This window comes from Lysobacterales bacterium (genome assembly GCA_014946745.1).
GTDB lineage: Bacteria > Pseudomonadota > Gammaproteobacteria > Xanthomonadales > Xanthomonadaceae > Aquimonas.
Genome location: JADCRD010000001.1, coordinates 1107674 through 1131667, shown reverse-complemented (window position 1 = coordinate 1131667; position 23994 = coordinate 1107674). Strand labels below are relative to the sequence as shown.

At 70.2% G+C, this 23994-nt stretch carries 18 protein-coding genes; 6 read left to right on the top strand and 12 right to left on the bottom strand.

Annotation, left to right across the window (positions count from 1 at the left end; translation table 11 throughout):
• The first annotated feature begins 317 nt into the window (after positions 1–317).
• The 6 genes from H4O13_04630 to mgtE all read left to right on the top strand — a co-directional run bounded on the left by H4O13_04630 (position 318) and on the right by mgtE (position 8213).
• Entirely contained in the window at positions 318–3833 is a 3516-nt protein-coding gene (locus H4O13_04630) for a M36 family metallopeptidase (protein MBE5314671.1), read from the top strand.
• Entirely contained in the window at positions 3830–4252 is a 423-nt protein-coding gene (locus H4O13_04625) for a hypothetical protein (protein ID MBE5314670.1), read from the top strand. Before H4O13_04630 ends, H4O13_04625 begins: the two co-directional genes overlap by 4 nt.
• Positions 4253–4807: 555 nt before the next feature.
• Positions 4808–5407: an NAD(P)H:quinone oxidoreductase gene (gene wrbA, locus H4O13_04620; protein MBE5314669.1), complete on the top strand. Its 600-nt coding sequence runs from the start codon at positions 4808–4810 to the stop codon at positions 5405–5407.
• Complete coding sequence (locus H4O13_04615) at positions 5404–5850, top strand: DUF2069 domain-containing protein (GenBank protein MBE5314668.1); 447 nt, start codon at positions 5404–5406, stop codon at positions 5848–5850. Before wrbA ends, H4O13_04615 begins: the two co-directional genes overlap by 4 nt.
• Positions 5851–6089: 239 nt before the next feature.
• The gene (locus H4O13_04610) at positions 6090–6575 is read left to right on the top strand and encodes an asparaginase (GenBank protein ID MBE5314667.1); all 486 of its coding nucleotides are present in this window, start codon (positions 6090–6092) and stop codon (positions 6573–6575) included.
• A gap of 276 nt (positions 6576–6851) precedes the next feature.
• Positions 6852–8213: a magnesium transporter gene (gene mgtE / locus H4O13_04605; protein ID MBE5314666.1), complete on the top strand. Its 1362-nt coding sequence runs from the start codon at positions 6852–6854 to the stop codon at positions 8211–8213.
• Positions 8214–8228: 15 nt separating this feature from the next.
• Here the strand turns inward: mgtE and H4O13_04600 are convergent, their stop codons facing one another.
• From H4O13_04600 to H4O13_04545, 12 genes are all read right to left on the bottom strand, one after another.
• The gene (locus H4O13_04600) at positions 8229–9374 is read right to left on the bottom strand and encodes an efflux RND transporter periplasmic adaptor subunit (protein ID MBE5314665.1); all 1146 of its coding nucleotides are present in this window, start codon (positions 9372–9374) and stop codon (positions 8229–8231) included.
• A 4-nt stretch (positions 9375–9378) separates the two neighbouring features.
• The gene (locus tag H4O13_04595) at positions 9379–11745 is read right to left on the bottom strand and encodes an ABC transporter permease (GenBank protein MBE5314664.1); all 2367 of its coding nucleotides are present in this window, start codon (positions 11743–11745) and stop codon (positions 9379–9381) included.
• On the bottom strand, positions 11745–12476 hold the full coding sequence (locus H4O13_04590) for an ABC transporter ATP-binding protein (protein MBE5314663.1): 732 nt from the start codon (positions 12474–12476) through the stop codon (positions 11745–11747). Before H4O13_04590 ends, H4O13_04595 begins: the two co-directional genes overlap by 1 nt.
• A gap of 215 nt (positions 12477–12691) precedes the next feature.
• Positions 12692–13492: a tryptophan synthase subunit alpha gene (locus H4O13_04585; GenBank protein ID MBE5314662.1), complete on the bottom strand. Its 801-nt coding sequence runs from the start codon at positions 13490–13492 to the stop codon at positions 12692–12694.
• Between the two features lie 334 nt (positions 13493–13826).
• On the bottom strand, positions 13827–15143 hold the full coding sequence (gene trpB, locus H4O13_04580) for a tryptophan synthase subunit beta (GenBank protein ID MBE5314661.1): 1317 nt from the start codon (positions 15141–15143) through the stop codon (positions 13827–13829).
• Positions 15040–15693, bottom strand: a complete 654-nt coding sequence (locus H4O13_04575; protein ID MBE5314660.1) for a phosphoribosylanthranilate isomerase — start codon at positions 15691–15693, stop codon at positions 15040–15042. The genes trpB and H4O13_04575 overlap by 104 nt, the downstream gene beginning before the upstream one ends.
• A 63-nt stretch (positions 15694–15756) precedes the next feature.
• Entirely contained in the window at positions 15757–16563 is an 807-nt protein-coding gene (gene truA / locus H4O13_04570; GenBank protein ID MBE5314659.1) for a tRNA pseudouridine(38-40) synthase TruA, read from the bottom strand.
• 145 nt (positions 16564–16708) lie between these two features.
• Positions 16709–19066, bottom strand: a complete 2358-nt coding sequence (locus H4O13_04565) for a hypothetical protein (protein ID MBE5314658.1) — start codon at positions 19064–19066, stop codon at positions 16709–16711.
• Positions 19067–19361: 295 nt separating this feature from the next.
• Positions 19362–20390, bottom strand: coding sequence for an aspartate-semialdehyde dehydrogenase (locus H4O13_04560; protein MBE5314657.1), 1029 nt, complete (start codon positions 20388–20390; stop codon positions 19362–19364).
• A 147-nt stretch (positions 20391–20537) separates the two neighbouring features.
• A complete protein-coding gene (gene aroC, locus H4O13_04555; protein MBE5314656.1) occupies positions 20538–21638 on the bottom strand; it encodes a chorismate synthase in 1101 nt (366 codons plus the stop codon).
• A 315-nt stretch (positions 21639–21953) separates the two neighbouring features.
• Positions 21954–22871: a 50S ribosomal protein L3 N(5)-glutamine methyltransferase gene (prmB, locus tag H4O13_04550; protein ID MBE5314655.1), complete on the bottom strand. Its 918-nt coding sequence runs from the start codon at positions 22869–22871 to the stop codon at positions 21954–21956.
• A 51-nt stretch (positions 22872–22922) separates the two neighbouring features.
• Positions 22923–23936, bottom strand: a complete 1014-nt coding sequence (locus H4O13_04545) for an alpha/beta hydrolase (GenBank protein MBE5314654.1) — start codon at positions 23934–23936, stop codon at positions 22923–22925.
• Positions 23937–23994: the final 58 nt, after the last annotated feature.

Sequence of the window (23994 nt, the reverse complement as noted above, 5' to 3'; positions counted from 1 at the left end):
TCAAGTCGGCGGTCCGGCGCAGGTCCATACCGGCCCGCGACACCTCCATCGCTCACGCGCTTGCTTCGTCGTCCCGGCCAACCCAGGCCGGGCTGGCAGGCTGTTCTTCGACAGCCTGAGAGCGCAGCCGGCAGACGCCGGCGCGCCGCCGATGTCCGTGACGTGCCGCGGACATCGGCATCGCGAGGATGGCGAGCGCCGCGATTCGGCGGCATGCTGGCTGCGCCATGCGCGATTTCGCCCCCCATCGTCACTGCGGATCGTCTCTGACCGGCCTGACTCCGCGGAGACGGCGCGCGCTGCTGCTCGCGGCGGCGATGCTCCTGCTCGCGCTGGCAAGCCTCGCCACGCGGGCGGCCAACAAGCCCGACACCGCCCCCCAGGCCGACGAGGACCGGCGCCTGCATGTGCTGCCTTGGCGCGCGGAGACCGCGACGCCCGCACCGCCCGAGGCGGACGAGGCGCTGCGTCTCGCGCGGGCGCACCTGCAGTCGACGGCGGCGCGCAGCGCGTCGCCGGGGGCGGATGCTCTGCGCCTGATCGATCAGCAGCGCCTGCGCGGCGGCGCGAGGCTGCTGCGCTTTGCCGCCGAGCGCGAGGGCATCGAGATTTTCGGCGAGCGGATCAGCCTGCTGCTGGATGCGCAGGGCCGCGTGCGCGCCAGCAGCGGCGGCGGACGCGGCGCCGCGCAGGTCGCAAGCGATGCGCGCGTCTGGCGGCTGCGGCTGGAGGACGCCGCGGCGGCGGCGCTGGCGCCCTGGGGCTTCGAGCCCGCGAATCTGCGCGGCGCCTGGACCGACGCTGCGCGCGCGCGCGCGCAGACGCCCTACCGCCAGCTGCAGCTGGCCGTACTGCTGAGCCGCGCGGCCAGCGGTGCGACGCTGAGCGGGCCGGTGCGCGGCGCGCCAGTGTGGTATCGCCATCGCGGCCAGCTGCGCCCGGCCTGGTACGTCGAGACCCAGGTGCTGCCGGCGCAGGGGCCGCGCAGCAGCCGCCTGCAGGCGAGCCTGATCGATGCGCTCGACGGCCGACTGCAGCGGCGGCAGGACCTGTCCGCGCACGCCAGCTTTCTCTGGCAGGCCTATGCGGAAACCGCGGCCACGCACCGGCCTGAGCCCGGCCCGCAGGGCCGCGCCGACATGCCGCATCCCACCGCACAGCCCGATGGCTTCCGTCCAGCGCTCCGCCCGCCGCAGCAGATCCCGCTCGCCTTCGCGCCGCTCGGCTTCGCCTGGCCCGGCAGCGGTTTCAGCGACCCCTGGCTGCGCGTCCGCGATGCCGAAACCCGCGGCAACAACGTCGATGCCTACGCCGACCTGGCCGAGCCGGATGGCTTCAGCGCAGGCGACGTGCGGGCCCAGCTCAGCGGCCCGCTGGCCTTCGTGCCCGGCTACGCGCCCCTGCTGCCGCCGGACGTCGACAAGCGGCAGATCGAGGCGGGCGTGGTCAATGCCTTCTACATCACCAACTACCTGCACGACTGGTTCCATGCCGCCGGCTTCGACGAGGCCGCAGGCAATGCGCAGATGTCGAACTTCGACCGCGGCGGCGAAGAGTTCGACGAGCTGCGCGTGGAGACGCTCGACCATTCGGGCTTCGACAACGCCAACATGTCCACGCCGGCGGACGGCGCGCCGCCGCGCATGCAGCTGTTCCGCTTTCGCGGCCCGCGCGTGGGCGCGCTGGATCCGGGCGCGGCCGGGCCGCCGCTGCGGGCGCGCGTGGCCGAGTTCGGGCCCGGCAGCTACCGGCTGAGCGCAGCCCTGGCGCTGGCGAGCGATGGCGTCGGCACTACCGCGGACGCCTGCGAAGCGCTGCCCGCTGCGTTCAGCGGCCGCATCGTGCTGGCCGAAGACGGCGGCTGCGACGCGCTCGACAAGGCGCGCCACGCGCAGTCGGCGGGCGCGGCGGGCCTCGTGATCATGGGCCTGCAGGCTGAAGGCTGGCCGCTGCTCGTCGGTGATGCGCCCGAGCTCGTCCTGCCGACCCAGAGCGTGCTGCGCAGCGATGGCCTGTGGCTGCGCGAGCGGCTGGCGCAGGCGCCGCTCAGCGTCGAGCTGCGCGCCGAGCGCGGCGCCGACCGCGACGCCGCCATGGATGCAGCGATCGTCGCCCACGAATGGGGCCACTACATCAGCAACCGGCTGATCGGCAACGCCACCGGCCTCAGCACCCACCAGAGCCGCGCCATGGGCGAAGGCTGGGCCGACTTCCACGCCCTGCTGCTGCTCGTGCGCGAGCAGGACGCGCTCAAGCCCGAGGGCGCCGGCTTCAGCGGCAGCTACGGGGTGATGAACTACGTCAGCGCCGGCCGCATGCCGAGCTTCAGCCCCAACGCGAGCTACTTCGGCATCCGCCGCTACCCCTACTCGACCCGGCGCGAGATCAATCCGCTCGAGTTCCAGCACATCGCCAGCGGCTCGCAGATTCCGGACGCGGCCCCGCGCACCCCGGCCAGCCTGTCGGCCGACAACTCGGCCGTGCACAACGCCGGCGAAGTCTGGGGCAGCCTGCTGTGGGACTGCTACGCCAGCCTGCTGCGCGAGACCCTGCCGCCCACCCCGCGCTACAGCTTCGACGAGGCGCAGCGGCGCATGAGCGAGTATCTGGTGGCCGCCTACAAGCTGACCCCGAATGCGCCGACCTATACCGAGGCCCGCGACGCCCTGCTGCTGGCGATGGCGGTCAGCGATACCGAAGACCTGCGCCTCTGCGGCTCGGCCTTTGCCGCGCGCGGCGCCGGCCTGCGCGCGCGCGCGCCGAGCCGCGGCAGCCTGACCCTGCAGGGCGTGCAGCCGAGCCTGGTCGACGGTGGCGATCTGCGCGTGGACAGCATCGAGCTGATCGAGGACGCCGGCTGCGATGCCGACGGCATCCTCGACCGCGGCGAAACCGGCCGCCTGCGCCTCAGCGTACGCAACTCCGGCACGCAGGCGCTGGCCGACAGCCGCGTCGATCTGCGCAGCTCCAGCGACCGCCTCGCCTTCGCCGAGGGCAGCGGGCGCACGCTGCCGGCGCTGGCGCCGCAGCAGCAGCACACGCTGGAGCTGCCGGTGGCGCTCTACGCCGGCGCTGGCCTGCAGGCGATCACGGTCACGGCCACGCCAGACGATCCGGCGATCGGCTTTGCCGCCGGCGAAGTCGGCGCTGAGGCCTTCGCGGTCGACTTCGACCTCGTCGATGCAGTGAGCCGCAGCGATGGCTTCGACAGCCCGCGTCTGGTCTGGACAGCCGCCCAGGACGAGGGCCTGGAGCCCGAGCTGGTGGGCTGGCGCCGGCGCGCGCTCGATCCGCTGCGCTGGGTGCTGTATGGGCCCGACTTCGGCACCGAGGGTCAGGCCTGGATCGAATCGCCGGCGCTGCAGGTGAGCGCCGACGCCGACTTCCGCGTCGAGTTCGACGCGCGCTACAGCTTCGAGGCGAGCAGCAGCACCTTCTACGACGGCGGCCTCGTCGAATTCAGCGTGGACGAGGGCCAGAGCTGGCGCGACGCCAGCGAACTCGGCCAGCTCAGCCCGGCCTATGGCGGCGTGCTGTCCGACTGCTGCGACAACCCGCTGGAAGGGCGCGCCGCCTTCGTCGGCCGCAGCGCCGGCTGGCCCGAGGCCTTTGTGCCGCACCGCATCGACTTCGGCCGCAGTCTCGCCGGGCAGCGCGTGCGCCTGCGCTTCCTCATCGCCACCGATGCGGCCGTGACCGCCCCGGGCTGGGAGATCGATGCGCTGCGCGCCGTCGGCATCGACAACTCGCCGTTCCCGCAGCGCGTGCCGAACGCCGCCGCGTGTACCCTGAGCGGCCGCTTCCGCGATGGCTTCGAGACCCTGACGCAATGAGCCCGACCCCGAAGACCCGCCGACTGCGCCCCGAACTCTGGCTGCTGGCCGTGGCCTGCGTGCTGCTGGCGGCGCAGGCGAGTTTCCATCTGCTGGCCTACCCGCGATTGGATCAAGGCCTGCTGGATCTCGCCGCGGTCGGCGCCGAGCAGCCGCTGCCCAGTTTCGATGTGCTGCGCGGCGCGTGGATCCTGTACGCGGTGCACCTGCTGATCGCCTCGCTGCTCTGCGCCGCCTGCGCCGTGGCCCCGCGCCTGTTCGGCCGCGGCCTGCGCATGGCCCTGGTGGTATGGCTGGGGCTCGACACCGCCCTGCTCTTCTACTTTGTCGGCCCCTTTCTCGGCAGCGTGCTGATGGCGATCAGCGCGAGCGCGGTGGCGGCGGCAGCGCTGCTGCCGGGGCGGAGCGACGAGGCCTAGCGCGGGTCTCGTCCCACCCTGTTTGACCGAGCATAGGTTGGGTCTCGACCCACCCGATCAATCCAGCATGAGGTGGGTCTCGACCCACCCGATCAATCCAGCATGAGGGGGTCTCGACCCACCCGATCAAGCCAGGATGTGTTGGGTTTTGGCACACCCTCGCGAACCGAGCATAGGGTGGGTGTTGACCCACCGGACCTCGACCCACGCCCCACCCTGCGTTGTGCCAGACACCAAGCGCTTTGCATTCGCCGCGCAGGACACGCGGTGGATAAAGCCGGTGGGTCAAGACCCACCCTATGGGGTGACGCGACAAGCAAACGGTGGGGTGGGCGTCGGCGGGGTTTCGACCCACCCGATCAAGCCAACACAGGGTGGGTCTGGACCCACCCGATCAAGCCAGCCTGTGGTGGGACTTGACCCAACGGAACTGGATGCTCGAATCACCCTGCGCGCCGCCTCGCCCGCAACGCTCGCTCCGCATTGATGATGCGTGCCGCAAGATGCGAGGCCCGGTGGGTCGAGACCCGCCCTATCGACCCCAAGTCACTGCCCATGCCCGACATCCTGATCCTCTACTACAGCCGCAGCGGCAGCGTGGCCCAGCTGGCGCGACAGATTGCGCGTGGCGTCGATGAAGTGCCGGGCATGGCGGCGCGGCTGCGCACGGTGCCGCCGGTCGCGCCCATCACCCAGACGGCCGCCCCGCCTGAACCCGAGGACGGCGCGCCCTACGTCGAGCGGGCCGACCTTGCCGAGTGCGCGGGCCTGATCCTCGGCAGCCCGACCCGCTTCGGCAACATGGCCGCACCGCTCAAGCACTTCCTCGATTCGCTGGGCGCCGAATGGGCCTCGGGCACCTTGGCCGGCAAACCGGCAGCGGTGTTCACCTCGACGGCCTCGATGCACGGCGGTCAGGAGTCGACCCTGCTGACCATGCTGCTGCCGCTGCTGCACCACGGCATGCTGATCACCGGCATCCCCTTCACCGAAGCCGCGCTCAGCACCACCACCACCGGCGGCACGCCCTACGGCGCCAGCCACTGGACCGGGCATGAGGGCCACACCCATCCCAGCGAGGACGAGCGCCAGCTCGCGCGTGCGCTGGGCCGGCGCGTGGCTGTGATCGCACAGAAGCTCGGAGCCGGCGCATGAGTCTCGAATCCGCCAATCCCAATCTGTTCGACGAAAACGCGAGCCCGGTGCCCGAGCATGTGGGCCGCCGCGCCTGGCGCATCGGCGTGGTGCTGCTGTGGGCGCTGATCGCGCTGCAGCTGGCCTGGTACCTCGTGCTGCTGCCGCCGGCGCGGGTCAGCCCCTGGGTGCCGCTGGGCGTTCTCGGCCTGCCGCTACTGATCCCGGCGCTGTGCGCGCTGGCGAACATGAAGAAGGCGCTGTTCTGGGCCGGCTTCATCGCCATGTTCCACTTCACCCACGGGGTGATGGAGGCCTGGACGGTGCCGGCGGCCCTGTGGCCCGGGCTGATTGAAGCGGCGCTCGCGGCCGGCGTGTGCTGTGCCGCGGCCTGGCACGGGCTGTCGCGCCGCATCTACTGGCGCAAGCTGGTCACGGCCGCTGCCGAAGAGGCCGGGGGCTGAGACAACGCTGAAGAATTCAGCGTTGTCGCGCGCCATGAAGGGCGCGCCCGCGGATCGAGCACGCAGGTGCTTGATCCGGCGTGACCGAGCGAAGCGAAGGCGTCGCCGCTTAGCGGCCGAACGAGTCCGGACAGGTGCCGGACTCGCGACCACTGATCAAGGCCAGGAGGGACGTGATCAGTGTTGCCCCAGGCCCAGCCCGTATAATTCGCGGCCTTCCCGCGTCAAACGGCCTCGCCATGGACCAGCTCTGCATCGTCACCACCGGCGGCACGATCGACAAGATCTACTTCGACGACAAGTCCGACTACCAGATCGGCGACCCGCAGATCGGCCGCATCCTTGAGGAGCTGGGCGTCGCTTTCCGCTTCACGGTGATTCCGATCCTGCGCAAGGACAGCCTGCACCTCACCGACGCCGACCGCGCGCTGATCAAGCAGACCATCCTCGCGCAGCCGGCGAGGCACGTGCTGGTGACCCACGGCACCGACAGCATGGTCGAGACCGGCCGCGTGCTGGCCGACGTCGCCGACAAGACCATCGTCATGACCGGCGCGCTGAACCCGGCGCGCTTCCGCGGCTCGGACGCGGAGTTCAACATCGGCACCGCCGTCGGCGCCGTGCAGTGCTTGCCGCCGGGCGTCTACATCGCCATGAACGGGCGCATCTGGGACCCGGCGAAGGTGCGCAAGAACGTCGCGGCGAATCGCTTCGAGGCGGCTTGAGGGCCTTGCGGCGAGGAACGCGTAGAGACAATCGAGGAACGAGTGGAGAGGAAAGAGGAACGAGTGGAGGGGCGGGCTCGCCCGCGGATGTGCGGCCCTCGTTCTTGTCGTCGATCCTGGCTTTCCTTGCTGCACCTGAGCGTGTTCCGCGGGTTCCGATGCGCTTGAGGTTTCGATTTGCCGGCTGACGCGCTCTGCCAACGCATCATCGGCATTACCCCCATCGCCGCGCCCTGCCCTGCAGCGCGCCCGCCCCACTGAAGCCGAGAGCCTGCCATGGCCGAGATCAGCCGCCAGGACAAAGCCGCACGCCAGCTGAGGCTGCTTTCGGAAGCGCTCGACTCCGGCCGCCTGGGGCCGGTGCGGCGCATGGTCAACACGCTCAGCCCAGCCGAGATCGGCAACCTGCTGGAGTCGCTGCCGCACGACCAGCGCGTGATCGTCTGGGGCCTGGTCGACGCCGAGGACGACGGCGAAGTGCTGGTCCACGTCGGCGACGAGGTGCGCGAAAGCCTGCTCGCGGCGATGGACCCCGACGAGATCGTCGCCGCTGCCGAATCGCTGGACATCGACGACCTCGCCGATCTGATGGCGGACCTGCCCGACCAGGTCATCGACGAGGTGCTGAAGTCGATGGACCGGGAGAACCGCGAGCGTCTGGAGCAGGTGCTCTCGTATCCTGAGGACAGCGCCGGCCGCCTGATGAACCCCGACGTCATCACCGTGCGCGCCGACGTCACGGTCGACGTGGTGCTGCGCTACCTGCGCCTGCGCGGCGAGATGCCGGACAACACCGACCACCTCTACGTGGTCAGCCGCCGCCATCAGTACCTCGGCCGCATCCCGCTGACCGCCCTGCTGCTGTCCGAGCCCTCGCGGCCGATCAACCAGCTGATGGACGAGGAGGATCACCCGGCGATTCCGGTCGACACGCTCACCGCCGAGGTCGCGCGGCAGTTCGAGGACCACGACTGGGTGTCGGCGCCGGTGGTCGACGAGAACAACATCCTGGTCGGCCGCATCACCATCGACGACGTGGTCGACATCATCCGCGAGCAGGCCGAGCACCAGGTGCTGTCGGCGGCCGGCCTCGATGAGGACGAGGACATGTTCAGCCCGGTGCTGCGCGCAGCGCCGCGGCGCATGATCTGGCTGGGCATCAATCTGCTGACGGCGTTTCTGGCGGCCAGCGTGGTCGGCCGCTTCGAAGAGACCATCGAGAAGGTCGTGGCGCTGGCGGTGCTGATGCCGATCGTCGCCGGCATGGGCGGCAATGCCGGCACCCAGGTGCTGGCGCTGATGATCCGCGGTCTGGCGCTGGGCCAGGTCGGCGCCAGCAACGTCTGGACCCTGGTCTGGAAGGAAGTGCGCGTGGCCCTGCTGAACGGCCTCGGCCTGGGCCTCGTGCTCGGCGGCGCGGTCTGGCTGTGGTTCGGCGACCCGGCGCTGTCGGGCGTGATTTTCGCGGCGCTGGTGATCAACCTGACCGCGGCCAGCCTGGCCGGCGTCGCCGTGCCGCTGACCTTGAAGCGCATGGGCTTCGATCCTGCGCTGGCCAGCAGCATCTTCCTGACCACGGTCACCGACGTGTTCGGCTTCTTCGCCTTCCTCGGCCTCGGCACCCTGCTGCTGGTCTGAAGGCCGGCGTATACGTCAGGGCGTGATGCGCACGCGCTGTCCTTCCAGATCGCCCGGCGGCGGGAAGCGCAGCACGCGATCACCGCGCTCAAGCCCGGTGACGATCTCGCGCTGGCGACCGTCGCTGTCGCCGACCTCGACCGCACGCGCGCGCAGGCGGCCGTCCTCGACGCGCCAGACCCGCCAGCCGGCGTGCTCGCGGCGCAGGGCCTCGATCGGCACGACGAGCACGTCGCGCGCCTCGCGCACCTGTACGAAGGCCTCGACCTGGTAGCCGTGGCCCAGGCCCGGCGGCACGGCGTCGAGCTGCAGGATGACGTGCACGCGCTGCTCCTCGACGCCCAGCGCCGAGACCTTGAGCTCGCCCAGCGGCTCGACGCGCTCGACCCGCGCCGGCAGCGAGGCGCCACCCCAGCCCTCGATGCGCGCGGGCGCGCCGGGCGCGAACAGCACGGCATCCTGCGAGAGGAAATCGGCGACCACCTCGATCGAGTCCGGCGCACCGATCTCCAGCAGCAGCTGGCCGGCAGCCACCGGCTGCTCGCCCTGCAGATGGCGCTTCAGCAGCACACCGGCCACCGGCGCGCGCAGTTCGATGCGACCCTCGGCGTCGGGCAGCGTGAGCGCGAGACGACTGCGCGCCTGCTCGATCGCCGCGCGCGCCGCGCCCACCGCCGCTGCGGCTTCGCGATCCAGCGCGCGCGCGGCCATCAGCTCGCGCGCGCTGACCAGACCGCGCTGGCCGGAGGCCTCCAGCCGCTGCCGCGCATCGCGGGCGGACGCGGCATGCGCTTCGGCCTGGCGCAATCCCGCTTCGGCGGCGGCCAGCTCGGCGCGCGCGCTCGCTGCGCTGCGTGCGTCCAAGGGCATCGACTGCAGCGGCCGCAGGCGCGCCAGCACCTGGCCCGCGTCCACCGCATCGCCGGGCTCCAGGCGGATGCGTTCGAGCACGCCCGCGGTCGGTGCGGCCAGCGGATGCAGCTCGCGCATGCGGGTGACGCCGCGGTCGCTGCGCTCGACGCGCAGGGTGCCGGTGCCGACTTCGACCAGCTCGAACGCGCGCGCGCGCGGCCACAGCGCGGCCAACGCAGCCAGCAGCAGGACCAGCAGCAGCGCGCCCCAGGCGAGACGGGTGCGGCGGCGGGATGCACTCATCGTCATGCGGCTACTCCCGGACTTTCAGGCTTTCGACAAGACCAATCCGATCGACCCCGCGACGCACCCACAGCGCGGTAGCGATGACCGAAACCAGCAGGATCAGTCCCGCCCGCAAGTGCAGGCTGGGCTCGAACAGGCTGGGGAACTGGAACACATCGGTGGCCATCGCGCGCAGGAAGGCCTGCGCCGCGTAGTGGCCCAGCACCAGGCCCAGCGGCAGGGCGATCAGGCACAGCAGGGCGAGCTCGGCCAGCAGCACATAGCTGGCCTCGCGGCGGCCGTAGCCCAGCACGCAAAGCGTGGCGAGGTCGCGGCGCTGCTCGCCGAGCACCACCGTGCTGGTGGCGTAGGCGATGCCCACCGCCATCAGCACCGCGAAGCCGGTGAACAGGGTGGTCATGGTGCCGCTGCCCTGCTCGAACATGCGCCGCATCGCGCCCCAGGCGGCTTCGACATCGCTGCTGGCGGCGATCATCGGGGTGGCGCGCACGGCGGCATCGAAGGCCGGGCGCTGATCGGCGCGCAGGCGCAGATGGGCGCCGCTGATGCGGCCCGGCTGTGCCGCGTAGCGAGCCAGCGTGTCGATCTCCAGCCAGGCGCCGCTGCCGATGGTGACTTCGACCACTTCGGCGACGGACAACTCGAAACGCCTGCGCAGGCCGCCGGTGAGCTGCACTTCGACCGCATCGCCAGCGACCACACCGAGTTGGCGGGCCAATGAGCCGCTGAGCAGCAGGCCGTCATCGCGCAGCAGGCGCGGCTGGCCCTGGGCATCGACCAGCCGCTCAAGCTGCGGCGAGGCCAGCAAGCCCAGCAGCGGTTCGTTGACCGAACGGTCGGCAGCGGTGAACACAGCATCAAGCGCAAGGAAGGGTTCAGCACTCTCGACCCCGGGCAGCCGGGACAGTGCGCGGAAAGCATCCGCCCCGGCGTTCTCGGCGAGGCTGAGCGTGATCTGCTGGCGCTTGGCCGCGCCGAAGCTGATGTCGAGCAGGCGCTCGATGGCCAGCGGTGCCTGCATCGACAGCACCAGCAGGATCAGCGCCGCGCAAAAGCCGGCGACGGTGATCAGGCTGCGGCGCGGAAAGCCCAGCACCCGGCGCAAGGCGACGCGGGTCAGCGGATCGAAGCGCGCGGCCAGCGCCTTCAGCGGCCCGCTGCCGTGCCGGAAGCTGGGCGGCGACGGTGGCGCCAGGGCTTCCGAAGGTCGTAGTGCAAGCACGCGACGCAGAGCCAGGCTGCTGCCGGCGAATGCGGCGCCGATACCGACCGCGAACGCGGCGGCGACCAGACCGGGCTGCAGCCGGTACTGCAGCGCGGGCAGCCGATAGAACTCCAGATACAGGCCGCACATCAGCTCGCCCAAGGCGCGGCCCAGCGCCAGCCCAAACAGCACGCCGACGAGACTGACCACGAGCGCGAATCCGAGATAGCCGCCCACCACTTCGCGCGGGCGCAGGCCGAAGGCTTTCATCAAGCCCAGCGTGCTGCGTTCGGCCTCCACCAGCCGGGTGAGGTTGAGGTTCAGCAGGAAGGCCGCGACCGCGAGGAAGGCCGGCGGCAGGATGCGCGCCATGGTGCCGAGCTGCTCAAGCTCGTCATCCAGCAGGCGCGCGGACGGAATGCGGCTGCGGTCCTGGGCCCTGCCTGCCCCATAGCGCGCGAACAGCGGTTCCAGCTGTGCGGCCACAGCGTCCGCGGACACCCCATCGCCCAGCCGCAGCAGCAGCTCGTTGAAGGCACCTTTGAGGCCGGCCGCCTGCTCCAGGGCCCGCCTCGGCATCCACAGCACGGCGTGGCGCTCGGGCTGGGGCAGCAGTTCGCCGGGCGGGCTCACGAACACGAACTCCGGCGAGTTGGCGATACCGACGATCCGCAATCGCTCGCGCGAACCGCGGATCGTCAGCGCCAACTCATCACCAATGCTCAGCCCCTGCGCTTGGGCGAAGGCCTCGTTCAAGGCCACCTCGCGTCGCGCATTCGGCTCCGGCCAGCGGCCGTCGACCCGCCACGGCCGATTGACCTGCACGCGCTCGGGATCGTCCAGCGAATAGAGGCGCGCGCTGAGCGCGCCGTCCACATTGGGCAGCACCAGCAGGGCGGGCACCGCCAGCCGCGCCTCAACGGCCTGCACGCCCGGCAGTGCGGCGGCGCGCGCGGCCATCGCATGCGGTGCGCGCACCAGCATCAGCTGCAGGTCGGCCAGGCCCTGCTGCAGGTAGTAGTCGTCGCGCGCCTGCTCCAGCGCCGCGCGCGTGCCGATCGCAGTGACCAGCAGGGCCACGCCCAGCGCCAGCAGGCCGGCAATCGCCGAGGCCTGCGCCCGCTGCCGCAGCAGGTCGCGGCCAAGCTTGTTCAGCAGCGGCCGGCGCATCACCAGCGCAGCTCCGAGGGCTGGGCGCGCTCGGCGTTGCGCTCGATCGAGCGGATCGCGCCGTCGGCGAAGCGCACCACGCGGTCGCCCAGCCGCGCCATGTCGGCGTTGTGGGTGACGATCAGGCTCAAGCTGCCGCTGCGCGCATTGGCCTGCATCAACGCATCGAGCACGCGCACGCCAGTGGCGAGATCCAGTGCCCCGGTGGGCTCGTCGCAGAGCAGCACCCGCGGCCGCTTGGCCAGCGCACGCGCGATCGCCACGCGCTGCTGCTCGCCGCCGGACAGCTGCGCGGGAAAGCTGTCGCCGCGGCCGCCCAGGCCGAGCTGCGCGAGGGCCTCTTCGGCCGGTATCGGGTCATCGGCGATGTCGGTGACCAGCTCGATGTTCTCGGCCGCAGTCAGGCTGGGAATCAGGTTGTAGAACTGGAACACGACGCCGACGTGGCGGCGGCGGTACTCGCCCAGCGCGCGCTCGTCGGCCTGGTCAAGCCGCTGCCCCTCAAATTCGACACTGCCGCTGCTGGGCGCATCCAGCCCGCCAAGAATGTTCAGCAGGGTGCTCTTGCCGGAGCCGGACGGCCCCAGCACCACCACCACCTCACCGGCGTGCAGGTCGAGATCCACGCCGCGCAGGGCGTGCACGGCGCTGGCGCCCGCGCCATAGACGCGGCCCACTCCGCGCAGGCGGAACAGCGGAGCGACGGCGTTCGGGTCCAAGGCGGACGACATGCGATTCCCGGCGCGACGGGAGACTCCCGAGTCGCCCCAGTGTCACTGCCCGGAGGCATGCGCGCCATGCGCAGGATCAAACGCCGATGCGCTGGCGACAGGGCAAGGCTGAAGAATTCAGCGCAGCCGCCGACGTCGCGCAGAGGCAATTCGCGCCGCCAGCCGTGGCGGCTGCAGCCTGCGCCGGTGAGCCCAGCGGCTTCGCCTTGGCGACGTCAGCCCAGTGCGGCGCGGATGGGCTTGAGGAAGGCCTCGGCGCGCGCGCAGGCGTCGGCGGTATCGGTGGCGCCGGCGAGCGTGCTGACCAGGGCGCTGCCGATCACGACGGCATCCGCGAATTCGGCGATGGCGCGCGCGCTGTCGGCATCGCGCACGCCGAAGCCCACTGCGATGCGGTTGCTGGTGAGCGCGCGAATCGCGGCGACCTTGTGTTTGACCTCGGCCGTGTCGAGCTTGCCGGCACCGGTCACACCGGCAAAGGACACGTAGTACAGATAGCCCTGCGCGCTCTGCGCCAGCGTGGCGAGGCGGTCGCCGGCACTGGTCGGCGCGGCCAGCGGCACGAGTGCAAGCTGCTCGGCGTTCAGGGCCGCACGCACCGGCGCCGACTCTTCGGGCGGGCAATCCACCAGCAGCACGCCGTCGACCCCGGCCTCGCGGGCCGCCTTTGAGAAGGCTTCAAGCCCGAACATCTCGACCGGGTTGAGGTAACCCATGAGCACGATGGGCGTGTCCGCATCCTGCTGGCGGAACTCGGCCACCATCGCCAGCACCCGCCGCAGACCGACCTTGCGCGCCAGCGCGCGCTCGCTGCTCTGCTGGATCACCGGGCCGTCGGCCATGGGGTCTGAAAAGGGCACGCCCAGCTCGATCACATCGGCGCCCGCGCGCACCAGCGCGTGCATCACCGGCACGGTGGCGGCATCGGAAGGATCACCGGCCGTGATGAAGGGGATCAGGCCGGTGCGCTTGGCGGCGGCGAGCTTGTCGAGGCGGGTGTCGATGCGGTTGGCCATGTGTTCTGTCGGGTTCAGTGAGAGGGCGAGTGGATTGGAGCCGGGATTGGGGACACGGGATTCGTTAAAGAGCAGGCGTCTCGATCTTCAGTTGGGCGACTCGTTGGCGCGGGGAACACTCTCGACCGAAGCTCTGCAGGCTGAGTTGGGCGCCCTAGCCTGGAGTGCAAAGAGGGCGGAAGGCTTGCGCGAGCGTTCCCCCTTCTCCCCCGCCCCTCTCCCTGCAGGGGAGAGGGGTGAAAAGCTTCGCTCTGGTTCGAGCCCTGCCCTCAGGGAAAGGGTGCAAGGGGTCCTGCTCTAACCAATCCCCAATCCCGAATCCCCAATCCCGGCCCTACAGGCTGATGCCTTCCCGCTTGGCGATCGTGTACATGTCCTTGTCGCCGCGACCCGAGAGGTTGCAGAGGATCAGGGCGTCCTTCGGCATCTGCTTCGCCTTCTTGATCGCCAGTGCGATCGCGTGGCTGGACTCCAGCGCTGCGAGGATGCCCTCGGTGCGGGCCAACAGATGGAAGGCCTCCATGCACTCGGTGTCGGTGATGCCCTCGTACTCGGCGCGCTGACTGTCCTTGAGGAAGGCGTGCTCAGGGCCGACGCCGGGGTAGTCGAGGCCGGCCGAGATCGAGTGGGTCTCGATGATCTGGCCGTCGTCGTCGCACAGCAGATACGTGCGGTTGCCGTGCAGCACGCCGGGGCGGCCCGCAGCCAGTGAGGCGGAGTGGCGACCGGTCTCGATGCCGTCACCCGCGGCTTCGGCGCCGAAGATCCGCACCTCGCGATCGTTCAGGAAGGGATGAAACAGGCCGATCGCATTGCTGCCGCCGCCGACGCAGGCGACCAGCGCATCCGGCAGGCGGCCGTACTGCTCCAGCATCTGCGCGCGCGACTCGCGGCCGACCACGGCGTTGAAGTCGCGGACCATGCGCGGATACGGGCTTGGGCCCGCCACCGTGCCGATGATGTAGAAAGTGTCGTGCACGTTGCTGACCCAGTCGCGCATGGCCTCGTTGAGCGCGTCCTTCAGGGTCTTGGAGCCCGAGGTCACACCGACCACTTCGGCGCCCAGCAGCTTCATACGGAACACGTTGATGGCCTGGCGCTCGATGTCGGTGGCGCCCATGTAGACCACGCACTTCAGCCCCAGCCGCGCGGCCACCGTCGCCGAGGCCACGCCGTGCTGGCCAGCGCCGGTCTCGGCGATGATGCGGGTCTTGCCCATGCGCTTGGCCAGCATGGCCTGGCCGATGGTGTTGTTGATCTTGTGCGCGCCGGTATGGTTCAGGTCTTCGCGCTTCAGCAGGATCTTCGCTCCGCCGACATGCGCGGTCAGGCGCTCGGCAAAGTAGATCGGCGACGGCCGGCCGACGTAGTGCTTGAGGTCGTACTCGAGCTCGGCGATGAACTGCGGATCCTTGCGGTAACGCTCGTAGGCGGCTTCCAGCTCGCGCAGAGGTTCGATCAGGGTCTCGCTGACGAAGCTGCCGCCGAACTGGCCGAAATGGCCGCGGGAGTCGGGGTACTGGGAGAAGTCGCTGACTTCGATGGGTTCAATTCGCTTGGCCGCGGTCTGCACGTTCCACCTCGCTGACAAATGCCTGCATGCGCGCGAGGCTCTTCTCGCCCGGCGCAGCCTCGATACCACTGGATACATCCACCGCATGCGGGCGCACCGCGCACACGGCCTCGAACACGTTGTCCGGCGTCAGTCCGCCCGCCAGCAGCAGCGGTGCCAGCCGCTCTGCCGGCAGCCGCGCCCAATCGAAGGCATGGCCGCTGCCGCCCTGCCCGCCCGCGCCGTGGCTGTCGAACACGAAGCCAGCAGCGCCTGCATAGCGGCGCTGGTACGCCAGCGGATCGTCGACACTGCCCATCGGCACCGCCTTGATCCACGGCCGCCCGAGGCTGGCGCAGAGCGCCGGATCCTCGCCGCCGTGGAACTGCAATAAATCGGGCTGGACCGCCTCGACAGCAGCGCGCGCGAAGTCGGGCTCGGCATCCATCAACAGCAGCACAGCCGTCGCCAGCGCAGGCACTTCGCGACGCAGGGCCACAGCCTCTTCGATGGCGAGGCCGCGCTTCGTACCCGGCACAACAATCAGGCCCACCGCATCCACCCCGAGCTGCACGGCGGCACGGATGTCGTCGGCCCGTTTCATGCCGCAGAACTTGATGCGCGTGCGCTGTCGGATCGATGCGGTCATCAGGCGCGTAGTGTGGAGCATCGCGCGCGCTGACACGTCAAGAGCGCGCATCGAAGCTGTCTGTCAGGACAGATCCGACCATGTGAATTCTGGCGGTAGCGCGAAGCGCGCGGGGTAGAGCGGACCCTCGAACACCAGGCCCTGCGGCACCGCTGTCGGCCCGGCCACGCTGCGATCGCGACCGGCGAGCAGCTCGGCCAGCCAGGCCTCGGGCTTCTCGCCGCGGCCGATCGGCAGCAGGCTGCCGACGATGTTGCGCACCATGTGGTGCAGAAAGGCATTGGCCTGCACGCGGATCTCCACCCACGGGCCTGCGCGCGTGACTTCGATGCGGTGCAGATGGCGGTTCGGGTGCTTGGCCTGGCAGGCGACAGTGCGGAAGGCGCTGAAGTCGTGCTCGCCAACCAGGGCCTGGGCGGCGCGATGCATGGCCTCCGCATCGAGCGGCAGCCGCTCCCAGGCGGCCTGCTGGCGATCCAGCGCCGGCCGCACCGGCCTATTGAGGATGCGGTAGCGGTAGCGTCGCGCCAGCGCCGAGTAGCGGGCGTGGAAGTCAGCCGCCACCGGCTGCACCCACAGCAGGGCCGCGGCCGAGGGCAAGCGTGAGGTCGTGCCCATCATCAGCGCGCGCGCGCTGCGCTCGACGGCGATGTCGAAGTGGATGATCTGGCCGCGGCCGTGGACGCCGCTGTCGGTACGGCCGGCGCAGGTGACTTCCACCGGCGTGTCGCAGACATAGCTCAGCGCCTCTTCAACCGAGGCCTGCACGGTGCGCCCGTGCGACAGCCGCTGCCAGCCGAGGAAAGCGCCGCCGTCGTATTCCACCGCGGCGGCGTAGCGGGTGCTGGGCGGCGCTTCGGGATTGGGGATTGGGGATTGGGGATTCAAAGCCGGTGGGCTCGGGAACACAGGGCGCGCACAGGGTAAGGGCTGGGGCGACGTCCGCGCAGTTCCGCGCCCGAAAACGAACAAGGGCCGGCAAGCCGGCCCCTGTTCAATCGCTGCCTTGGAGCGATCAGCGAATCTCGTCGAGCAGGCGACGGGCGTCCTGGCGCTGATCGGCGGTGCCTTCCTGGGTGACTTCCTCCAGCATGCCGCGCGCACCTTCGACGTCGCCCATGTCGAGGTAAGCGCGAGCCAGCTCGAGCTTGGTCGCGGCGGCTTCGATGGCGTCGGCGCTGAGCTGGGCATCATCCTGCGCCGAAGAGGACTGCGGCGCTGCAGCTGCGTTGGCCGCCTTGGCCGGCGTCGGCTCAAGGTTGAACTCGAAGGACTGCAGGGGCTCCTGACTCTGGGCCGCGCCGAGGCGTTCGATCTCCGGCACCACCAGTTCGGGCTCCGAAAGATCGATGCGGAACTCGGGCTCCTCGTCGACCGTACGCGCCGGAGTCGCGAACCCGCTGTCCACGCGGTAGCTCGGCGTCTGGAAGCTCGGCGTCGGCGCGGCAGCCGGAGCGGCCGGCTCCCAGGCGCTGACCGGCGCATCCTGCGCGGGCAGATCCATGAACAGCGGGTGGTCGGGCAGCAGCTCCCGACCCATCTGCAGCGCCTGCTGCCAGTTGGCATCGTCGGGGTCATAGACCTGGGCGTACATGGCCTCTACCGCACCCTCGAAGCGCGCGGGATCGTTGATGCCGAAGTAATGGCGAACGAGATCGATATGGCGCTCGAGATCGTCGGGCTGCTCGGCAACGCGGTCCAGCAGCTCGCGCTCTTCGGCATCTTCGTGCTCGTCGAAGCCGGAGGCGGCGCTGCTGCTCGCAGCCGGCACGCCGAAGTCGGCCCCGTCAAAGCGCGACGGCGCCGCCGCTGCCACCGCTGCGGCCTTCTTCTTGCCGCGTCCGCGCAGACCGAGCAGGGCCAGCAGACCGATGAGCAGTGCGCCACCGCCGCCGAGCAGCAGGGGGTTCTGATACCACTCCTGGCGCGGCGGACGCGGCGGCAGGTTCTCGCTGCTGCTCGTCTCGGCGGGCGCCTCAGTGGTCGCGGGCACCGCAGGCTCAGACGCGGCAGCCGAGGACGCGGCCTCCTCCGTCGGTTCTGCCGGCGCAGGCGTCTCGGCAGGCGCTTCCGCGGTGTCCGCGGGCGGCGTCTCGCTGGTGGGTGCTTCGGGCGCGGCCGCAGGATCGACGACCGGCGCTGCGGGGTCCTCCGCTGACGCTGCCGGCGCCTCGACTTCGGGCGTTGGAGCGCCAGCCTCCGAGGTGGCGCTCGCCGCCGTCGCCGCAGCCGCCTGCTGCGCTTCGATTTCCGCCAGACGCTGCTGGAGCGCCTGCAGTTCGCTGTTGCGAAGCTCGAGAAGACGCTCGCTGTCGCCGCGGATCTTCTCCAACTCCTGCACGCGGGCCTTGAGCTCGGTGTTCTCCTGGCTCAAGGCCTCGCCCTGCTCGCGCGCGCGGGCCAGATCGGCACGCAGCTCCGCGCCGTCACCGCCGGCCACGGCGCCGGTCTGCGCGGCGGCCGCAGGCTGCTCGCCGCGCGGCGGCACGATCGCCAGGCGCGAGTCGGCGGATGCAGCGGGCGCCGCCGGCGAGGCGATGGGGCTGCTGTCGGTTTCGATCGGCTGCAGGGCCGTCTCGTCCGAGGTCTGATCGCGGACCAGCTGCGCGGCCTCGCGGGCGCCGATCGCGCTGATCTCCTCACGCGAGGGGATGCGCAGCACCGCACCCGTTCGCAGGCGATTGATGTTGCCGCCGACAAAGGCATCCGGGTTGGCGCGCTGGATGGCCACCATCATCTGGTTGATGTTGACCGAACTGTCGGGGATCGACTGGCTGGCGATCTTCCACAGCGAGTCGCCTGAATTGACCGGCCCGTAACTCTCACCCGGAGCGTAGGTCGGCGCCGCGGCAGCAGCCGCTGGGCGCGGAGTGGCCATCGGCGGCGGCGTCGCCAGCGATTCGGACGGCGCCGGGCGCACATCCCCTTGCGGCAGGGCCTGGGTTTCGGAGGGCGTTGCGCGCGAGGGCACTGCGACCGGCGGATCCAGCAGCAGGGTGTATTCACGCAGCAGCTTGCCGCGCGCCCATTCCGCCTCGATCAGCAGGCTCACGAAGGGATCGGTGACCCGATTCGGAGAAGTGATGCGGACGATCGGCTTACCGCCGTCGCCCTGCACGACCTCGAAAGTGAGCGAGGTCAGCAGCGAGGCGCTCGGTCGTTCAAGACCGATACGCGCGAAGGCTTCGGAGGATGCGAGACGGATCTGAAGGTCCGCGGCTTCGCCGGGAGCGTTCTCCAGGACGGGAATCTCCGCCAGCAGCGGCTGATTCAGGCTGGACTTGACCTGCACTTGGCCCAGGCCAAGGGCGAAGGCATTGGAGGCACCGAGGGCGAAAGCAAGCGCAACCGGCAGTCTGAGCATCTTGTTCATTAACTCTGTCCCCCATCCGCGGCGGATGTCTGGTGATGGCCGCTTTTGGCCGTGCGCCGGCTGCGTGTGCAACCCCTCCGCACGGCCCTGGTCCGCCCCGCCTGTACCACGGCTCAACGGACCAATCCTAGAAACGACATGACAACGGCGCGCTAACTATAGGTCAACGGTGACATTTCACCAACAATTAAGGCCGCGCTGGCAGGGCACCAGCGCGGACCTGAGGGTGAGCGCAATCACATTTCTTGACATCGGTTCAGCCGAGAGGCTTCGACGCGAGCCTCGCGCCCCTCGATCAGCCGCGTTCAGCCAGCAGCAGCTCGGCGATCTGCACCGCATTCAGCGCCGCGCCCTTGCGGATGTTGTCGGCGACGATCCACAGGTTCAGACCGCGCGGATGGCTGATGTCCTCTCGGATTCGGCCGACGAAAACAGGGTCCTTGCCGGCGGCATGGGTCACGGGCGTCGGGTAGCCGCCCTTGGCGCGCTCGTCGACCACCACCACGCCGGGGCTCTGCTCCAGCAGGGCGCGGGCGGCCTCGGCCGTGACCTTTTCGCGGGTCTCGATGTGCACCGCCTCGGAATGACCGAAGAACACCGGCACCCGCACCGCCGTCGGGTTCACCTCGATGCTGTCGTCGCCGAGGATCTTCCGCGTCTCCCAGACCAGCTTCATTTCTTCCTTGGTGTAGCCGTTGTCCAGGAAGTCGTCGATGTGCGGAATCAGGTTGAAGGCGATCTGCACCGGGAAGCGCTGCGGATTCGGGTCCTGGAACGCGAGCATGGCCGCGGTCTGCTTGCCCAGCTCTTCCAGCGCCGAGCGGCCTGCGCCCGAGACCGACTGATAGGTCGCGACGTTGATGCGGGTGATGCCGTAGGCGCGGTGGATGGGCGCCAGCGCCACCAGCATCTGCATGGTCGAGCAGTTGGGGTTGGCGATGATGCCGCGCGGGCGGTTGGCGATCGCCTCGGGATTGACCTCGCTCACCACCAGAGGCACATCGGCTTCGCGACGGAAGTGCGAGGTGTTGTCGATCACCACGGCGCCGGCTGCGGCCGCGCGCGGCGCGTGTTCGGCGGAGACGCTGCCGCCGGCCGAGAAGAAGGCGATGTCGACGCCGGCAAAATCGAAGCTCGCAAGGTCGCGCACCGTGTAGCTGCGTTCGCCGCAGCGGACCAGATCACCGGCCGAGCGCTCCGAAGCCAGCGGGATCAGCTCGGTGAACGGGAATTTGCGCTCGGCCAGGATCTCCAGAAGGGTCTCACCTACGGCACCGGTAGCGCCGACCATTGCGATCTTCAAGGGCTTGGACATCGAGGGCATTCCATGGGGGAGGTGTGGTGGTGCAGGCCGCGCACTCTAGCGCGCGCGACATGCGATTCAACGCGGCAGGCGCCGCGCTGCCAGATGTTCATGTGGCCGGCTGACGAATCCCGGGCAAATGCGGGCGCCTGAGGCGCGCTCCGGCGGCTACTCGACAACGCGTCCGGGCACCCGCGGCGGCGCGACCACGTCGCCGCACTGCGCACGATGCAGCAGCGCCTGGTCCATCAGCACCAGCGCCACCATGGCCTCGGCGATCGGGGTGGCGCGGATGCCCACGCAGGGATCGTGGCGCCCGTGGGTCACGACCTCAGCAGCCTTGCCGTGTCGATCCACACTGCGACCCGGCAGGCGCAGGCTGGAAGTGGGCTTGAGGGCCAGATGGCAGATCAGGTCCTGGCCCGTGCTGATGCCGCCGAGCACGCCGCCGGCGTGATTGCTCAGAAAACCCTCGGGCGTCATCTCGTCGCGATGCTCGGTGCCACGCTGGCCGGCCGCGGCCATCCCGTCGCCGATCTCCACGCCCTTGACCGCATTGATGCCCATCAACGCCGAGGCCAGCTCGGCGTCGAGCTTCGCGTACAGGGGCGCGCCCCAGCCGGGCGGCACGCCCTCGGCGACCACGGTGACGCGTGCGCCGACCGAATCGCCGGCCTTGCGCAGGGCGTCCATGTAGGCCTCCAGCTCCGGGACGAACGCGGCGTCGGGCCAGAAGAAGGGATTGTCTTCGACCGCATCCCAGTCGAGTCGCGCAGGCTCGTGCGGCCCCAGCTTCGAGACATAGCCGCGCACGCGCACGCCGAAGCGATCCGCCAGCCACCTCTTGGCGATCACCCCGGCCGCCACGCGCACCGTAGTCTCGCGCGCGGACGAGCGCCCGCCGCCACGGTGATCGCGAATGCCGTACTTCTGCAGATAGGTGTAGTCGGCGTGCGCCGGACGGAACACGTCGACCAGATTGCCGTAGTCCTTGCTGCGCGCATCGACGTTGCGGATCAGCAGCGCCAGCGAGGTTCCGGTGGTGACCCCTTCGAACACGCCGGACAGGATCTCGACTTCGTCGGCCTCGCGGCGCTGCGAGGTGTGGCGCGACTTGCCGGTGGCGCGGCGCTCGATGTCGTGGCGGAAGTCCTCAGGCGCGATCGCGATGCCCGGCGGCAGGCCATCGATCACGCAGCCGATGGCGGGGCCGTGGCTTTCGCCGAAGGTGGTGACGCGCAGCAGGTGGCCGAAGGTGTTGTGCGACATTGCTACCCCGTCAGGTGGGTGTTGACCCACGATTTGTGTGCTTCGCAGTCATCGCGTGTGGATAGGGTGGGCCCTGGCCCACCGTGGCCGCGATCCTGCCCCGGTGAAGCGAAGAGCCAGAACGCCGGTGTCTCCGATGGACAGCAAGACTGCTCATCCACGGCAACTTCAGACCCGGTGGCTGCCACAACCGAACGCCGGGAGCACCTGCAGCGACGCGGAGTCGTGCCGCCGAACGCCAGGATCGCAAGCACCGAAGCGGGATGGGGCTCCGGTGGGTCAAGACCCACCCTATGGGCTTTCCGCGCCCGCGCTTCAGCGCGCGTCCGCCAGCGCCCGGATCGTAGCGGCGTGGGCCACGAGGTCGCCGCGCTCGACGACGAAAACGCCCATCTGTCCTACCTTGAACTCGACCCAGGCGAAAGGCACTTCGGGCAGCAGTCGCACCAGCGCGCGCTCACTCTCGCCAACTTCGACGATCAGCAGGCCGTTCTCGCTCAGGTGCTCGGGCGCGTCGCGCAGGATCTTCAGCGCGAGGTCGAGGCCATCGTCACCGGCACGCAGACCCAGCTCGGGCTCGTGCGCGTACTCGGCCGGCAGCGCGTCGACCTCGGCGTGGGTGACATACGGCGGGTTGCTGACGATCAGGTCGTACTGCTCACCTGCCAGCCCGGCAAACAGGTCGCTGCGGAGCGCGCGCACGCGCTCGCCGACTTCGAAGCGGGCGATGTTCTCGCGGGCCAGATCCAGCGCGTCCTCGCTGATGTCGACCAGATCGACCTGCCAATCCGGGTTGTGCACAGCGGTGGCGATGCCGATGCAGCCCGAGCCCGTGCAGAGGTCGAGCGCGCGCTGCACCCAGCGTCCTCCCAGCCAAGGCTCGAAGCCCAATTCGATCAACTCGGCAATCGGCGAGCGCGGCACCAGGGCGCGCGGATCGGTCTTGAAGGCCAGCTGCGCAAACCAGGCCTCGCCGGTGATGTAGCAGGCCGGGATGCGCTCGCGAATGCGTCGCTCGAACAGGCTCAGCACCAGCTCGCGCTCCTCGGCGGTCAGGCGCGCTGAGCCATAGGTCGGCGACAGGTCGTGCGGCAGATGCAGGGCGTGCAGCACCAGCTGGGTGGCCTCGTCCAAGGCGTTGTCGTAGCTGTGCCCGAAAGTCAGGCCGGCCTGGCCGAAGCGCGTCGCGCCGTAGCGGATGAAGTCGATAAGGCTGCGAAGTTCGGCGGGCATGGCGTGCGGGGCGCTTGGAAACGGCCGCGGAGTATAGCCGCTGCCTCCGGCTCACCTCGGCGCGGACACCAGGGCAGGCGCTTCGAAGCCATCGGCGAACACCGCATAACGCAGGACGCCCGCGATCCACAGCCGGGCCGCCGCGCTGTCGTCGGCCGAGGGCGGCACATGGCCGAGGCCGGCGACTTCGATGTACTGATGCTGCACGCCCGTCGCGGCGAGCGCACTCGCCAGGCGCCGCGACTGCTGCACCGGCACCACCAGGTCGGCGGCGCCATGCAGCAGGTAGGTGGGCGGTGCGGCCGCGCTCAGCGCATGCAGCGGACTGGCCGAGCGCGCCGCAGCCACGCGCGCGGGCCACGGGGCGACGGCGTTGGTGAGGTTCTGACGGATCAGCCCCATGCCCTCGCCGGCAGCGCCGAACCCGATCAGGTGGGCATGCGGCTGTCCCGGCCCGTCCACCACGGCGACCAGATCGGGTCGCCCGGGCGGCGTGCGCGCGAAGTCGGGCCCCAGCTCGATCAGGTCGCTGGGCGGAAAGTAGCCAAGCACCGCCTGCACTGCGCTCGACACGCCAAGATAGCTGCCGACGGTGCCTTCGTAGGCGCTTTGGCCGGCGGTGTACGCCAGCGCCAGGGCCAGGTGTGCGCCGGCGCTCTGGCCCCAGATGCCAAGCCGCGAGGGATCGAGCGCCAGCGCGGCCGAGTTCGCCCGGAGCCAGCGCACCGCGGCCTTCAGATCGTGCAGCGGCAGCGGCCAGTCGACGCCGGCCGCGTTGGCGCAGTTCGGCGTGGTCGAGGTCAGTCGATAGGAAGCCGCAGCGACCGCGAAACCCTGCGCCACCAGCGCTCCGGCATAGTCGGGCAAGGGCGCGCGCGCACCCGAACACCAGCCGCCGCCATGCACCCACAGCACGACCGGGGCGCCGGCGGCCGGCGCGTCAGCCGGTCGAAACAGATCAAGCCGCAGCGAGATGCCGTCGACCTGTGCGTACTCGAGGCCCAAGGCGGTGGTCTGTGCCGGAACCACGGCGGCCCACAGCCACAGCAGAACGCCAAGCATCATCGTCAGCGCGTTCCGCGCCGGCGCGGCCGAAGCGATGGTTCCGCCACACGGTTGAAGG